Below are 14,962 nucleotides of genomic sequence, written 5' to 3'. Positions count from 1 at the left end.
GATCCGTGTGGCACCCGATCTGCGTCGAGCAAGTCGCCTTGGAGGAGACGCCAGCGCTCTGCGTCCCTGGCTTGATCGACTTGAGCGATCGATCCACGACTTCGAGCATCCGCCCTTGGCGCTTTTCGCAACCACGGACGTGCGGGTCAGCCGCTCATGGCTCGAGCTGCTTTCCCATCGATTCAACAACGTGTTGCAGGTAAGCACTGCGGCCCCAGTAGACGCGGGGAGTGCTCGTGAGGCCGTGAACTTTCTTTTTCCTGTCCTGGTAGCCACACCGCCGCCAGTGACGCGGTCGCGCACGCGGGCGCGGATCGTCAACGACATGGCGGAGCTTTTCGTGCGTACGGGAAACTTTGAGGTAGGTAGCACACTCATCAGACGGCCATCGGCCCGCATCGGCCGTCAACGCGGCCGGTTCGATTTCGCGGTCGTTGAGGATGGCGTCGGTCAGCTGTCGCAGGCCTTCGCGTTCGACGTTCGAGACACAGGTGCACTGGAACAGGAGCTTCAATCCTGGAACTTCATCGTGAGCTGTCTTCGCCAAGATGGGGCTGCCATTGGAGTTGGATCTCATCCGTTGCTGGCAGACGCAGACGTGCCCATTGCTGTCGCATTCCAAGAGCCAACTGGGCTGCCCGACTCTCGTAGAGATGACGTGTTTGCTGCCGCGCGCGAAGCCTGGGAATCTCTCGGCGTGCACGCGGTGCCTAGCTCTGAGCTTGATGTGATCGCTCGGGAGGCGCGGGAACTCGTCTCGGCGTGACACCGGGCATCTCGGCCCGTGGTGCCGCCTCCAGCGATTCATCGCACGGGCCACGGAGTGCGGCGTCTTGAAACACTGGGATCAAGCTGGCGGAGGACGAAACGCGGAGGATAGGGGATTCGAACCCCTGAGGGCTTGCACCCAACACGCTTTCCAAGCGTGCGCCATAGGCCACTAGGCGAATCCTCCAGGGCCCGCGAAGGGCCGTGGACCATCCTACCGTGCCCGCGTGATGGCCGACGCCGGGTCAGGCGTGCGCGCGCCCCGTGGCCGAGTAGGCCGATCCGGGCCTGACCACGAGCGAACGCGGCAGCGTGAGCGCCATCCACCGCCGCCAGCGCGGTGCTGCGGCGAACAGCCCGGCACGCACGTCGCGCACCGTGTCGGCGAGGTCGGGCCCGTACCGTGCGTTGCGGTGCGAATAGCTGGCCCGCTCGATCGCGTGGACCAGCATCCACGTCTCCTCGGCGGGCGCGCCGTGGTCGGCGATGAGCCGGATGCCGAAGGCGCGCGGCGTCTCTCCGGACGGCTCGGGGATCGACAGGTCGATCACGATGTCCTGGATGCTGCGCCACGCCGCCGTGGCATCACCCCCGCGTGCGGCGGTCAGCAGGTCACGTCGCCGATACTCGCGCACCGCCGCCGGCACGGCGAGCACGAGCAGCAGCGCCAGGGCCGACAGCACCCACGGCAGCGGCCGGATCAGCGTCTCCGCGGCATCCGTGGTCGTCGGATCGCTGACGTCCGCCTCCTGCGGGCCGGCGGACGCCGCCGGCGGGGCCTGCACCTCCGGCGCCGGCGCCGGCTCCACCTCGGTTCCCCCCGTGTCCGGAGCCGGCGCCGCCGCCGGCGAGAAGGTCGTCACCGTCCCGAGGCTCTTGGTCGGCTCGAACGGCACCCACCCGATGCCCTCGAAGTGCACCTCGGGCCATGCGTGCAGCTGCGAGCTCATAACGGTGTACCCCCGCTCGCCCGACAGCGTGTCTGAGCTGCTCTGCCCGGGCAGGTACCCGACGACGATGCGCGACGACATGTCCAGGCTGCGGGCCATCAGCGCGAACGCGCCGGCGAAGTGGATGCAGTAGCCTTCCCGCACCTCGAGGAAGGCGGCGACCGCGTCGACCCCGGTGCCGTCGAAACCGTCCTGCACAGGAGCGTCGAGCGAGTACTGGAACTCGCTGGAGCGGAACCAGGTCTGCAGCGCGGCGAGGCGGTCGAAGTCATTGGATGCCTCGGTGGTCACCTCCGCGGCGAGCTCGCCGATGATCGCCGGAGTGCCTGCGGGCAGCACCCGGGTGGCGTCGTCCAGGCCGGTGCCGCCGGCATCCGCCGCCCGGATCTTCTCGAGGGTCGGCTTGGGAACGTCGGCCTCGACGACGTAGGTCTCGCCGGTCGCCGCATCGGTGCGGCTGGCGACGGTGCGGTTCAGCGGCAGTACGCCCCATTCGCCCTGCAGGCCGTTGACCGACACCGCCGGGTAGGGGACGGGCAGCCACCCGCTGAGCAGGTTCGTGACCGTCACCTCGGTGGTGTACCGGGTCATGCGCACGTCATCGTCGACGGTGATGGCGCCGAGTGATCCTTCGTCGGCGAACGGGGCGACCGGCCCCGTGTCGGGGCGCCAGATCTGGCCGTCGAACGTCGTGAGCGTCGCCGCGCGCAGGTAGGGCGCCGAGGTCGCATCCGTGGTCAGGGTCAGCACCTCGCCCTCGGTGGGACGGCGCAGATCCTCACCGAGCTGGAGGGTGGGGTCGATGCTGTTCCAGCGCCCACTGCCGGGGCCGGTTGCGGGCGCGGTGGCGGGGAACAGCGGCGCGACGACGACCGCGACGATCACCGCGATCGCGCCGATGCCGGTGGCCGCCGCGGTGAGCCCACCCTGGCGCGGCGGGGTGGGCGCGGGGTGGTGGGGCACGGCATCCCTCGTCCTGGTCTCGGCGCGCAGCAGGAACAGCAGCGCAGCCGCGAGCATCACGAACGCGGGCACGTCGACCTCGTCCGGCACCGCCAGCGCCGGCGCCAGCGAGACGACGATGAGTCCGACCGCGGCGAGCAGCGGCATCCGTGCCGTCAGCACGACGTGGTCGATGCCGATCGTGAGCAGCCCGACCGCGCCGACGATGAGGAACGTCAGCGGCGGTCCGGCGTCCAGGGGCGCGGCGCCGGTGACGATATGGTCCATCGCCAGACGGACGAGATCGGATGCCTCGGCCACCGTCGCCGGCACGGGCACCACCCACAGCAGCGCGGTGCCGTGCAGGAACACGCCCGTGACCATCAGCACCCACAGCGCGGCCTCGATGAGGCTCACCCCGACGGCGACCATCCGGTAGCGGCGGGCGACGTACCCGGCGCCGAGCACCACGGCCGGCAGTGCCAGCACCCCGAGCGTCCACCATCCGGGTTTGACCACACGCAGCAGCGGGAACACCGCCGCGAGGATCGATACGTATACGGCGATCGTGAGCAGGGCATCGGGCGCGCGACGCCCGGCGACTTCGGGCCGTGCGAGCCGTTCACCCATAGACATGCGACACCCCACGGTCCGACACCGCGTGCCACGCGGTGGCCAGGTCGGCCTCGGGATCGATCGTCGCGCACCGCCAGCCCGCCGCGGCCGCGGCGTCGAGCGCATCGCCGACGGGCGCGACGGCGAACAGCGCCGGCAGCGACGAACGGTGCGCGACGGGCGCCAGCAGCGCCGCATCGGCGGCGTCGAATCGCCCCACGATGAGCACGAGCGGCCCCATCGTCGCACCGGTGAACTGCGCCGGGAGCCCACCGAGGTGGTCGTCGCGGGTGGCCGTGATGCTCGCGAACACCGTGAGCATGGCGTCGACCTCGCCCACGTCGTCGCCGCCAAGCGGGTCGGTCAGGGGCACGCCGTCGGTGTCGATGACTTCGACGACGTAGCCGTCGCGCATCAGGCGCGTCGCCGCCGACACGCACATCGTCACCGCCGTCTCGAAGCCGGGGTCGGCACCGGGCGCTCGCAGTGCCTCGGACGCGTAGCGCAGCAGGCTGCGGTCGAGCACGACCGTCGCGTCCGGGGCAGCCTCCTGCTCCTCCTGCCGCACCATGAGCTCGTCGCGGTGCGCGGTGGCCCGCCAATGGATGCGGCGCATCGAGTCACCGGGAACGTGCGGGCGCGCGATGAGGTTGTCGGCGCCCTGGCCCGGCTGCTCCGCCGTCGCCTGCAGGATGCCTCCGGTCGCTCCGGAGAGGTTCGAGATCGGCGGCAGATCGACGACCGGGGGGACGACGGTCACCGAGGTGCGTGCACGCAGGACGTGCCGGCGCCGCGCCAGCCCGAACGGATCGGTCGACGTGATGCGCAGCGGGCCGATCGGCCGCACGCCGCGGTGCACCCCGGTGATCGGATAGCTCAGCCGCACGGTGCGGTCGTCGGCGCGCAGGCCCGAGGCGAGCGCGGGGAACACGCCCGATGCCTCGCCCGAGAGGGTGTGCGGCAGGGAGTCCTCCCACCGGCCGGGGGGCATCGGCAGCGCGGTGCGCACGTTCACCTGCACGCTCACGATCGACGTGCGCCCGACGGCGGCGACATCGGTGCCGATCGTGCGCCGCACCGCATCGGCGCGGCGCACGAGATACAGCGAGGCGAGGCTCGTGGCGAGCACGGCCAGCAGCAGCAGCGCGAAGTAGACCAGCTCGCTGACCCCGAGCTGACCGGCGAAGACGAAGCATGCGACCGCCAGCAGCAGCGCGCCCGTGCCCCGCAGCGTCAGTGGCCAGATGCGGTTCACGAATCCTCGGATCAGGTGCGGGCGGCCAGCGGCACGCGCACGGTGCCGACGATCTGCTCGAGGATGGAACGGATGCTGTCGGTCGCCGTGCGCGCCCGCGACCCCGTCGACGCTCGCGTCGGGATGAGCCGGTGGGTGAACACGGGTGCCACGAGTGCTGCGATGTCGTCGGGGATGACGAAATCCCGGCCTTCCAGAGCCGCCCGCACCTTCGCGGCGCGCACGAGCTGCAGCGTCGCACGCGGGCTCGCACCCAGGCGCAGATCGGCGTGCTCGCGGGTCGCCTGGGCGAGGGCCACGGCGTAGTCCTCGACCGCGGGGGCCACGTGCACCGATCGCGCCCACGCGATCAGGGCATCGACCTCGGCAGCCGACACGACGGGCTCGATCGCGTCGAGCGGGTTTTCGGCGTCGCGCTGGCGAAGCATCAGCGCCTCGGACCGCGCATCGGGGTAGCCCATCGAGATGCGCATCATGAACCGGTCGCGCTGCGCCTCGGGCAGTGCGTAGGTGCCCTCCATCTCGAGCGGGTTCTGCGTGGCCACCACGAGGAACGGGTCGGGCAGCAGGTGCGTGTTCCCGTCGACGGTGACCTGCGCCTCCTCCATCGCCTCCAGCAGCGCCGATTGCGTCTTGGGGGAGGAGCGGTTGATCTCGTCGGCGATGACGATGTTCGCGAAGATCGCCCCGCGCTTGAACTCGAACTCGCGCTCGACGGGATTGAACACGCTCACGCCGGTCACATCGCCGGGGAGCAGATCCGGCGTGAACTGGATGCGTCGCACCGTCGCGTCGACGGAGGCCGCCAGCGCCCGGGCGAGCATCGTCTTGCCGACGCCCGGCACGTCTTCGATGAGCAGGTGACCCTCGGCGAGCAGGCACACCAGCGCGCTGCGCACCGCGTCGCGCTTGCCGTCGATCACCTGCTCGATGGCGGCGAGGACGCCGGTGGTCGCCCGCGCGAAGCCGTCTGGAGTCACTCCTCGATGGTAACAACGGGGTAGACTGGCATCAGCTCTCCGCGAGGCGGCACCCAGGCCAACCCCCCCAGGACGGAAACGTAGCAAGGGTAACCGGGCTCTGCCGGGTTCGCGGAGAGTCTTTTTCTCCCCGCTACCCGCGTCCGCGATTGCGCCGGCGCACGTCGCGCGGCGCCCGGCCGCCGGCGAAGGAGCGCGCGGCATCCACGAGAAACCCCCGGCGCAGCACCTCCCGGCCGATCAGCATCCGGAAGCCCATCTCGTCGCGGCTCGACAGCGTCACCTCGGCGGCGACCCGCCGGCCCATCAGCACGACGTCCAGCAGCACGGTGTAGCGCTCCTCGCTGTGCCCCGACGAGCTGCGCACGATACGACGGTCGTGCACCGGGCACTCGTACGCGACCGCATCGTCGTCCGTGGCCTGCCAGGGCAGCACGCGGAACCGCACCCGGTCGGGGCTGCCCGGAATCAGCTCGACGTCGGTGGCGTGCAGCGACGACGAGCGTGCGCCGGTGTCGAGCTTCGCCTTGATCCACTCCACCTGAAGATCGGGGAGGCCCACCCATTCACGCCATCCCGCGGTGGTGGTTGGATGGATACTCTCGGTCACACGTCCATCCTGGCAGGGCACCCACATGAAACTCGCGATCCTCTCCCGAGCACCACAGGCATACTCGACGCAGCGCCTCCGCACCGCCGCCGCGCAGCGCGGTCACCAGGTCAAGGTGCTGAACACGCTGCGGTTCGCCATCGACCTGTCCGGCGACGAACCCGACCTCTGGTTCCGCGGCCGCCCGCTGAGCGACTACGACGCGATTCTGCCGCGCATCGGCAGCTCGATCACCTATTTCGGCACCGCCGTGGTGCGGCAGTTCGAGCAGATGGACGTCTACACCCCCAACACCGCGAACGGAATCGCGAACGCGCGCGACAAGCTGCGGGCCAACCAGATCCTTTCCCGCCACAACATCGCCCTCCCGGCCACGGCCTTCGTGCGCAACCGCGCCGACGTGCGCCCCGCCATCGAACGGGTCGGCGGCGCCCCCGTGGTCATCAAGCTGCTCGAGGGCACGCAGGGCATCGGTGTGATCCTCGCCCCGCAGGTCAAGGTCGCCGAGGCGATCATCGAGACGCTGCACTCGACGAACCAGAACGTGCTGATCCAGAAGTTCATCACCGAGAGCCGAGGACGCGACGTGCGCGCGCTCGTCGTCGGCGACCGCGTCGTCGCGGCCATGCGGCGCATGGCCAGCGGAGACGAGTTCCGCTCGAACGTGCATCGCGGCGGTAGCGTCGAGCCGGTCACCCTCGACCCAGCGTTCGAACAGGCGGCGGTGCGCAGCGCGCAGATCATGGGACTGCGCGTCGCCGGCGTCGACATGCTCGAGGGCGACGACGGCCCGCTGGTGATGGAGGTCAACTCGTCACCCGGCCTGCAGGGCATCGAGACGGCGACCGAGCTCGACGTCGCCGGAGCCATCATCGACTACATCGCCCACCAGGTGGGCTTCCCCGAGATCGATGTGCGCCAGCGCCTGACCGTCTCGACCGGCTACGGGGTCGCCGAGCTGCTCGTCCACGCCGATGCAGGACTGGTCGGGCAGACCCTGGGGGAGTCGGGCCTGTGGGAGCGCGACATCACCGTGCTCACCCTGCACCGCGGCGCCGGCGTCATCCCCAACCCGCGCAAGGGCGTCGCCCTCGAGGCCGGCGACCGGCTGCTGTGCTTCGGCAAGCTCGAAGAGATGCGTTCGATGATCCCCGAGCGCCGCCGCCGCCGGCAGCGCGTGCGCAAACTGCCGAAGGAACCCATCCCCGCCGGATGAGGGCCGGCTCTAGGCTGGATCTGTGGCGCAGAGCATCTACATCACCTCGGCCGAAGGCCACTCCGGCACGTCCACCATCGCGGTCACGGCGATCCAAGCCCAGGGCGGCGCCGCGTGACCGCGGTGCTGGTGATCAACAGCGGCTCGTCGTCGTTCACGTACCAGCTGCTCGAGGTCGAGACGGGGGTGGCACGGGCCTCTGGGCTCGTCGAGCGCATCGGTCAGCCGATGGGCACCGCTCGCCACACCGTGCTGCTCGCCGAGGCGATCGACGCGGCGGGGAAGCCGCAGGCATCCATCACCGCCGTCGACGCCACCTCCGTCGACGAGCTGCCGATCCCCGACCACACCGCCGGGTTCCAGGCGATGCTCGACGCCTTCGCCGCGCACGGTCCGTCGCTCGACGGCCATGCGCCGGTCGCGGTGGGACACCGCGTCGTGCACGGCGGGTCACGGTTCTTCGAGCCCACCGTCATCACCGCCGAGGTCGCGCAGGGCATCGACGAGCTGTCGGTGCTGGCCCCGCTGCACAACCCCGGCGCGCTGCAGGGCATCCGAGCGGCGAAGGCGGCGTTCCCCGACCTGCCGCACGTGGCGGTGTTCGACACCGCCTTCCACCAGACGCTGGCCGCCCCGGCGTACACGTACGCGATCGACCGCGAGATCGCCCGTCAGGCCCTCGCCGCGGCGAGCGACGGGGTCGGACGGGATTAGGCTTCTGCAGTGGCTGCCGCACCCGACCTCACAACGTACGCCGCCGTCCTGTTCGACCTGGACGGCGTGCTGACGCCGACCGCCGACGTGCATATGCATGCGTGGCAGGTCATGTTCGACGAGCTGTTCGCCGATTGGGGCATCGAACCCCCGTACACCGACCGCGACTACTACGAGCATGTCGACGGCAAGAAGCGCTACGACGGGGTCGCGGCCCTGCTGCGCAGCCGCAGCGTCGAAGTGCCGTGGGGCGAGCCTTCCGACCCGGTCGCGGCCGACACGGTGTGCGGCATCGGCAACCGCAAGAACGCCGTCTTCGCACGGCTGCTGCGGGAGGAGGGCGTGCGTCCCTACCCGGGCAGCCTGCGGCTTCTCGACGTCGTGCGCGCGGCGGGCACCCCCGTCGCGGTGGTGTCGAGCTCGAAGAACGCACGTGAGGTGCTGGCGGCCGCCGGCATCCTCGATCGCTTTCCCGTCATCGTCGACGGTGTCGTCGCCGAACGCGACGCCCTGGCCTCCAAGCCCGCACCCGATGTCTTCGCAGCGGCGATCCGGATGCTGGATCTCGCCGCCGCACGCACGGCCGCCGTGGAGGACGCCCTCAGCGGCGTCGCCTCGGCGCGGGCCGCAGGGTGCGGGCTGGTCGTCGGCGTCGACCGTGGCGTGGGGGAGGAAGACCTGAAGGCCGCCGGTGCCGACATCGTCGTCGCCGACCTCGAGGAGCTCGTGCCATGATCGACCGCGACCGCTACCCCGTCGACCCGTGGCGGCTGGTGGAGACCAGCCTCGACCTCGAGAACACCGGAGTGACCGAGACGCTCTTCGCCGTCGGCAACGGCTACCTGGGGCTGCGCGGAAACCACCCCGAGGGCCGGTACGCCGTCGAGCACGGCACGTATGTCAACGGGTTCCACGAGACGTTCCCGATCCGCCACGCCGAGCACGCCTACGGGTTCGCCGAGGTCGGCCAGACCATCATCAACGCACCCGACGCGAAGGTCATGCGGGTGTACGTCGACGACGAGCCGCTGGCACTCGACGTGTCGGACATGCGCGAGTACGAGCGCGTGCTCGACCTGCGCACCGGCGTGCTCAGCAGGCACGTACGGTGGGTGACGCCGGCGGGCAAGGACGTGCTCATCGAGTTCCGCCGCATGGCGTCGTTCGCCGAGAAGCACCTGGCGATCATGACCCTCGACGTCACGGTGCTCGGCGAGGACGCCGCGGTGACCATCGACTGCCAACTGCTGAACCGGCAGGACGGCGAGGACGTCTACGGCGGCACGCCCACGATCTCGCAGCAGCCCGGGTTCGACCCGCGCAAGGTCGAGGCGATCGACGACCGCGTGCTGCAGCCGCAGGAGTACTGGCAGGACGGCCTGCGCTCGGCGCTCAGCTACCGTGCGACCGACTCGGGGATGACCATCGCGGTCGTGGCGGACCACCTCATCGAGACCGAGAACGCATACTCGGCGCGGCGGCTCGTCGAGCCCGACATCGCCAAGAACGTCTTCCGCGTGCAGGCGCGGGCGGGGGTGCCGACGCGCGTGGTCAAGCTGGCCGCGTACCACACCTCCCGCGGCGTCCCCACGCGGGAGCTGGTCGACCGGTGTCGGCGCACGCTCGACCGCGCCGAGGCGCTGGGTGTCGAAGAGCACTTCGCCGAGCAGCGCCGGTGGCTCGACGCGTTCTGGCATCGCTCGGACGTGCGCATCGAGGGCCACGACGACCTGCAGCAGGCGACGCGCTGGTGCCTGTTCCAGCTCGCCCAGGCTGCGGCGCGCGCCGACGGCCTGGGCGTGCCGGCCAAGGGCATGAGCGGCTCGGGGTACAGCGGCCACTACTTCTGGGACACCGAGATCTATCTGCTGCCGTTCCTGGCGTACACGACGCCGCTGTGGGCCCGGAACGTCCTGCGCCTACGGGCGCAGATGCTGCCCGACGCCCGCCGCCGGGCGCATCAGCTCAGCGAGGCCGGGGCGCTGTTCCCGTGGCGCACGATCAACGGCGAAGAGGCGTCGGCCTACTATGCGGCCGGTACCGCGCAGTACCACATCAACGCCGACATCAGCTTCGCGCTGGCCACCTACGTACGGGCCACCGGCGACGACGAGTTCCTGTACCGCGATGGCGTCGACATCGCCGTCGAGACGGCCCGGCTGTGGGCGACGCTCGGCTTCTGGCGGCAGGCCGACGGGGTCGAGTCGTTCCACATCCACGGCGTGACGGGGCCTGACGAGTACACGACCGTCGTCAACGACAACCTGTTCACGAACGTGATGGCGCGGTTCAACCTGCGCTTCGCGGCGCGCACCGTGCGCGAGATGGAGCAGCTCGACGGCGAGGTGTACCGGCGCCTGGTCGAGCGGCTGAAGCTCGACCCGGGGGAGCCGGATGCCTGGGAGCGCGCCGCCGACGCGCTGCACCTGCCGTACAGCGAGGCGCTCGGCATCCACCCGCAGGACGCGATGTTCCTCGAGCGCGAGGTGTGGGACCTCGAGGCGACCCCGCCCGAGCAGAGGCCCCTGCTGCTGCACTTCCATCCGCTGGTGATCTACCGGTTCCAGGTGCTCAAGCAGGCCGATGTGGTGCTGGCGCTGTTCCTGCAGGGCAACCACTTCACCGCCGAGGAGAAGCTGGCCAACTTCGAGTACTACGACCCGCTGACCACGGGCGATTCGTCGCTGTCGGCAGTGGTGCAGTCGATCCTCGCCGCCGAGGTGGGGTATCAGGACCTTGCGCTGGAGTACTTCCGCGCGTCGCTGTTCCTCGACCTGGCCGATCTGCACCGCAACACGGCCGACGGGGTGCACGTCGCGTCGGCCGGCGGCGTGTGGACCGCGCTGGTGTCGGGATTCGGTGGCATGCGCGACCACTACGGGGAGCTCACGTTCGACCCGCGGCTGCCTGCCGCCTGGCCCTCGCTCGAGTACACCCTGCACTGGCGCGGAACGCGCCTGGACGTGCGCGTGACGAAGGACGCGCTGCGCGTGCGTGCCGGGGAGGGGGATGCCGTGGCGTTCGCCGTGCGCGGAGAGCGCGTGGAGGTGCCCGGCGGCGGCGAGGTCGTCGTCGCGCTCGCCGACCAGGGCCCGGTGATCCCCGGCCGGCCGACGCTGCGCCAGTTCGCCGATGCGCGGCGAGACGACGGCACGCTGCTGTCACCGTCGCTGCCGGTGATCACCACGACGACCCCGAGCGTCGAGCTCGTCGACTGACGAAGCCGGATGTCGGGGCCACGCCGTAGGCTGGACGGGTGACCGCCGCACTGTATCGCCGCTACCGCCCCGAGTCGTTCGCGGAGATGATCGGTCAGTCCCAGGTCACCGAGCCGCTGATGACCGCGCTGCGCGGCGATCGCGTCGGGCACGCCTACCTGTTCTCCGGGCCGCGCGGGTGCGGCAAGACGACCTCGGCGCGCATCCTCGCGCGGTGTCTCAACTGTGCGCAGGGCCCTACCGACGCGCCGTGCGGCGAGTGCGAGAGCTGCGTGGAGCTGGGGCGTGGCGGCGGGGGATCGCTCGACGTGGTCGAGATCGACGCGGCCAGCCATGGCGGTGTCGACGATGCGCGCGATCTGCGAGAGCGCGCGATCTTCGCCCCGGCGCGCGATCGCTACAAGGTGTTCATCATCGACGAGGCCCATATGGTCACCTCGGGCGGCTTCAATGCGCTGCTCAAGCTGGTGGAAGAGCCGCCCGACCACGTGAAGTTCATCTTCGCCACCACCGAGCCCGAGAAGGTGCTCGGCACGATCCGCTCGCGCACGCACCACTACCCCTTCCGGCTTGTGCCGCCCGCGGCGATGCTCGAGTACGTCGGGCAGCTGTGCACGCAGGAGGGCGTGCAGGTCGAGACCGGCGTGCTGCCGCTCGTCGTGCGTGCCGGCGGCGGCTCGCCGCGGGACACGCTGTCGATCCTCGACCAGCTCATCGCCGGGTCGGATGCCTCGTCGGGGCAGGTGACTGTCGGCTACGAGCGCGCCGTCGCACTGCTCGGCTACACCCACTCCGAGCTGCTCGACGAGGTGGTCGACGCCTTCGCGTCCGCTGACGCCGCCGCGGCGTTCGCCGCCGTCGACCGGGTCGTGCAGTCAGGTCAGGACCCCCGCCGCTTCGTCGACGACCTGCTCGAGCGCCTGCGCGACCTGATCGTCGTCGAGGCGACCGGCCCGGGGGCGGCGGCGGTGCTGCGCGGAGTGCCGGAGGGCGAGCTGGAGCGGATGTCGCGGCAAGCCGCCGCCTTCGGCGCCGATCGGCTCTCGCGCACCGCAGACCTCGTGATCGCCGCGCTCGACGATCTGACCGGCGCGACCTCGCCCCGCCTGCAGCTCGAGCTCATGGTGGCGCGCGTGCTGACGCGCGGCGCCCCCGCGGCTCCGTCAGCGCCTCCCGGTCCCGTGGCGACTCCCGCCGCGCCGCCGCCTACCGCCTCCGTGCCTGCCCCTGCACCCACTGCACCCGCTGCGGCGGCGCCCGAGGCTTCGGCCGACGCGCCGGTGGCACCTGGAGAGAGCCTGGAGCCGGTCACCCTCGCGCAGTTGATCGACCGGTGGCCGGCCGTCATCGATCGGCTCGAAAGCATCCGCCGTGCCTCCTGGATGGTCGCGATGCACACGCAGCCGCTGCAGCTCGAGCAGACGCCCGACTCCTACGTCCTCACGCTCGGGTTCCCGAACGAGAAAGACATCGAGAAGTTCAAGCCCAAGGCGCTCGGCGGGACCGACGCGCACGTGGACGTGCGAGCGGCGATCGCCGATGTCGTCGGTATCTCGGTGCGCTTCCTGCCGCGGCCGCACGCACCCGGGGCCGCACCGGCTCCGGATGTGTCGGCCCCGGATGAGCCGGCCCCCGAGGAGCCTGCGCCGGCGCCGCGATCGGCTCCGGCGACCGCGCCGGTCACGGAGTGGGCGGTTGCCCCGATCCCGCGGGATGAGACGCAGCCTGAGCGGGCGCCCGTGCCGGTCGGGCAGTTCGCCGTCGACGACGAGCCCGAAGACGCGTCGGCCGCAGGCATCCGCGTTGCGACCCTCGCTCCCGCCCGCGATGGCGACGTCCTTGCTGACGACGCGCAGCCGGCAGACGAGAGTGGGCCCGCCGACCTTCCCGCGGCCGAGCCGCGTGTCGCACCGGCCGCCCCGACGAGCCCCGGCGTGCAGCGCTACGGCGAGGCGGTCGTGCGGCAGGTGCTCGGTGCGAGTTTCCTGCGCGAAGAGCCCTACGAGCCCCCGACGAGGTTTCAGTAGATGTACGACGGCATCGTTCAAGAGCTGATCGACGAGTTCGGCCGCCTGCCCGGTATCGGCCCGAAGTCGGCGCAGCGCATTGCGTTCCACATTCTGCAGACGCCGGGCTTCGACGTGTCGCGCCTGGCCGAGCTGCTCGTCGAGGTACGTGAGAAGGTGCGCTTCTGCGAGGTGTGCGGCAACGTCTCGGAGCAGGAGCGCTGCGGCATCTGCCGTGACCCGCGCCGTGACGGTTCGCTGATCTGCGTCGTCGAAGACGCGAAGGATGTCGCCGCCATCGAGCGCACGCGTGAGTTCCGCGGGCTCTACCACGTGCTCGGCGGCGCCATCAATCCGATCGCCGACATCGGTCCCGACGATCTGCGCATCACTTCCCTCGTGCAGCGGCTCGCCGACGGGGCGGTGCAGGAGGTCATCATCGCTACCAACCCCAATCTCGAAGGCGAGGCGACGGCGACCTATCTCAGCCGGCTGCTGCCCTCGCTCGAGGTGAAGGTGACACGACTCGCCTCAGGACTGCCCGTCGGCGGCGACCTCGAGTACGCTGACGAGGTGACCCTCGGCCGCGCGTTCGAAGGCCGGAGGTCGGTCTGAGCGCATCGGTGAGCGCGAAGGGTTGGTGGCTCCTCGGCGCGATGGCCCTCATGTGGGGCGTGCCTTACCTCTTCATCAAAGAAGCGGTCGACTCGTACTCGCCGGCCGCGGTCGTTGCCGGTCGCACACTGCTCGGCGCCGTGCTGCTGCTGCCGATCGCGCTGCACCGGCGATCGCTGCGACCTGCCCTGCGCAAGTGGCCGTGGGTGCTCGCGTTCGGCGCCGTCGAGATGGCGGGCCCGTTCTATCTGCTCAGCCATGCCGAGCAGACACTGCCGTCGGGTCTGACCGGGCTGCTCGTGGCCACCGTGCCGCTGTTCGCCGCGATCATCGGTGCCGTCGGAGGCGACCGTGCCGTGCTCAAGCCGCTGCGCATCGCCGGTCTCGTGATCGGGTTCGCCGGTGTGGCCGTCATTGTCATCGGCCCGGGTCTGCGCGTCGACGACGGCATCGACGGTATCGTCGCCATCGGCGAGGTGCTGCTGGTCGCACTCCTCTATGCCATCGCGCCGTTCATCGTCGCGACGAAGCTGCGTGACGTGCCCACCCTGGGCTCCATCACGCTGTCGCTGACGGCGGTGGGCATCTTCTACCTGCCGATCGCGCTGCTCACCCAGCACGAGGTGCCCACTCTGCGCAGCACCGTCTCGCTCGTCGCCTTGGGCGTCGTGTGCACGGCGGGCGCGTTCATCGCGTTCTTCGCCCTCATCGCCGAGGTCGGGCCCGTGCGCGCACCCCTGTTCGCCTATGTCAACCCGGTGATCGCGATCGCCCTGGGCGTGCTCATCCTCGGCGAGGAACTGACGTCCGGCCTGCTGGCGGGGTTCCCGCTCGTGGTCGTGGGATGCTGGCTGGCCGCCACCGGCGGGCGCTTCCGCGCGAAGCCCTCCGACCTGTCCCCATCCCCGGCTGAGGCGTTCGAGCGGTCAGCGCAGCACCTCCACGAGGGCGATCCAGGCGAACACGATGCCCGCGATGATGGCGACGATCGGGCACGAGCCCCAGACAGCAGGCCGCGATGATCAGGCCGGCCAGGGCCACTGCCGCTATGGCGATAGAGAACTCCGACCGGC

Annotated in this window: 11 protein-coding genes, 1 tRNA gene, 1 other RNA gene and 1 pseudogene; 9 read left to right on the top strand and 5 right to left on the bottom strand. The window is 70.7% G+C overall.

What is annotated here, in order from left to right; all coding sequences use genetic code 11:
• Positions 1-115: 115 nt before the first annotated feature.
• Positions 116-766 carry a hypothetical protein gene (locus tag ACK5IN_RS08245; RefSeq protein ID WP_416895708.1) on the top strand — a complete coding sequence of 217 codons (651 nt, stop codon included), beginning with the start codon at positions 116-118 and terminating at the stop codon, positions 764-766.
• 104 nt (positions 767-870) lie between these two features.
• Here ACK5IN_RS08245 and ACK5IN_RS08240 read toward each other — a convergent pair.
• The 4 genes from ACK5IN_RS08240 to ACK5IN_RS08225 all read right to left on the bottom strand — a co-directional run bounded on the left by ACK5IN_RS08240 (position 871) and on the right by ACK5IN_RS08225 (position 5,510).
• Positions 871-955 (bottom strand) — tRNA-Ser (locus tag ACK5IN_RS08240).
• Positions 956-1,013: 58 nt separating this feature from the next.
• Positions 1,014-3,296 carry a transglutaminaseTgpA domain-containing protein gene (locus ACK5IN_RS08235; protein WP_416895707.1) on the bottom strand — a complete coding sequence of 761 codons (2,283 nt, stop codon included), beginning with the start codon at positions 3,294-3,296 and terminating at the stop codon, positions 1,014-1,016.
• Positions 3,283-4,530, bottom strand: a complete 1,248-nt coding sequence (locus ACK5IN_RS08230; RefSeq protein ID WP_416895706.1) for a DUF58 domain-containing protein — start codon at positions 4,528-4,530, stop codon at positions 3,283-3,285. Before ACK5IN_RS08230 ends, ACK5IN_RS08235 begins: the two co-directional genes overlap by 14 nt.
• A gap of 11 nt (positions 4,531-4,541) precedes the next feature.
• On the bottom strand, positions 4,542-5,510 hold the full coding sequence (locus ACK5IN_RS08225) for an AAA family ATPase (RefSeq protein ID WP_416895705.1): 969 nt from the start codon (positions 5,508-5,510) through the stop codon (positions 4,542-4,544).
• A gap of 30 nt (positions 5,511-5,540) precedes the next feature.
• Here ACK5IN_RS08225 and ffs point away from each other — a divergent pair.
• Positions 5,541-5,637: signal recognition particle sRNA small type (gene ffs / locus ACK5IN_RS08220), an RNA gene on the top strand.
• 6 nt (positions 5,638-5,643) lie between these two features.
• Here ffs and ACK5IN_RS08215 read toward each other — a convergent pair.
• Positions 5,644-6,147: an ATP-dependent zinc protease gene (locus ACK5IN_RS08215; RefSeq protein WP_416895704.1), complete on the bottom strand. Its 504-nt coding sequence runs from the start codon at positions 6,145-6,147 to the stop codon at positions 5,644-5,646.
• On the opposite strand from ACK5IN_RS08215, the gene ACK5IN_RS08210 reads away from it, so the two are divergent.
• From ACK5IN_RS08210 to ACK5IN_RS08180, 7 genes and pseudogenes are all read left to right on the top strand, one after another.
• Positions 6,146-7,336 carry a RimK family alpha-L-glutamate ligase gene (locus tag ACK5IN_RS08210; protein WP_416895703.1) on the top strand — a complete coding sequence of 397 codons (1,191 nt, stop codon included), beginning with the start codon at positions 6,146-6,148 and terminating at the stop codon, positions 7,334-7,336. The genes ACK5IN_RS08215 and ACK5IN_RS08210 overlap by 2 nt on opposite strands.
• A gap of 114 nt (positions 7,337-7,450) precedes the next feature.
• Positions 7,451-8,005: pseudogene (locus ACK5IN_RS08205) on the top strand (acetate kinase); the annotation flags it as partial.
• A 54-nt stretch (positions 8,006-8,059) separates the two neighbouring features.
• Positions 8,060-8,785 (top strand): HAD family hydrolase, encoded by a 726-nt coding sequence (locus ACK5IN_RS08200; RefSeq protein ID WP_416895702.1) that lies wholly within the window; start codon positions 8,060-8,062, stop codon positions 8,783-8,785.
• Positions 8,782-11,268 carry a glycoside hydrolase family 65 protein gene (locus ACK5IN_RS08195; protein ID WP_416895701.1) on the top strand — a complete coding sequence of 829 codons (2,487 nt, stop codon included), beginning with the start codon at positions 8,782-8,784 and terminating at the stop codon, positions 11,266-11,268. Before ACK5IN_RS08200 ends, ACK5IN_RS08195 begins: the two co-directional genes overlap by 4 nt.
• 38 nt (positions 11,269-11,306) lie before the next feature.
• Positions 11,307-13,295: a DNA polymerase III subunit gamma and tau gene (locus ACK5IN_RS08190; RefSeq protein ID WP_416895700.1), complete on the top strand. Its 1,989-nt coding sequence runs from the start codon at positions 11,307-11,309 to the stop codon at positions 13,293-13,295.
• Entirely contained in the window at positions 13,296-13,889 is a 594-nt protein-coding gene (gene recR, locus ACK5IN_RS08185) for a recombination mediator RecR (protein ID WP_416895699.1), read from the top strand. It begins immediately after the preceding gene.
• An 8-nt stretch (positions 13,890-13,897) separates the two neighbouring features.
• Complete coding sequence (locus ACK5IN_RS08180; protein WP_416895698.1) at positions 13,898-14,911, top strand: DMT family transporter; 1,014 nt, start codon at positions 13,898-13,900, stop codon at positions 14,909-14,911.
• Positions 14,912-14,962 lie beyond the last annotated feature (51 nt).

Origin of the sequence: Microbacterium sp., assembly GCF_047971895.1 — a bacterium.
Classification (GTDB): Bacteria; Actinomycetota; Actinomycetes; order Actinomycetales; family Microbacteriaceae; genus Microbacterium.
This window is presented reverse-complemented; position numbering and strand designations above follow the sequence as displayed.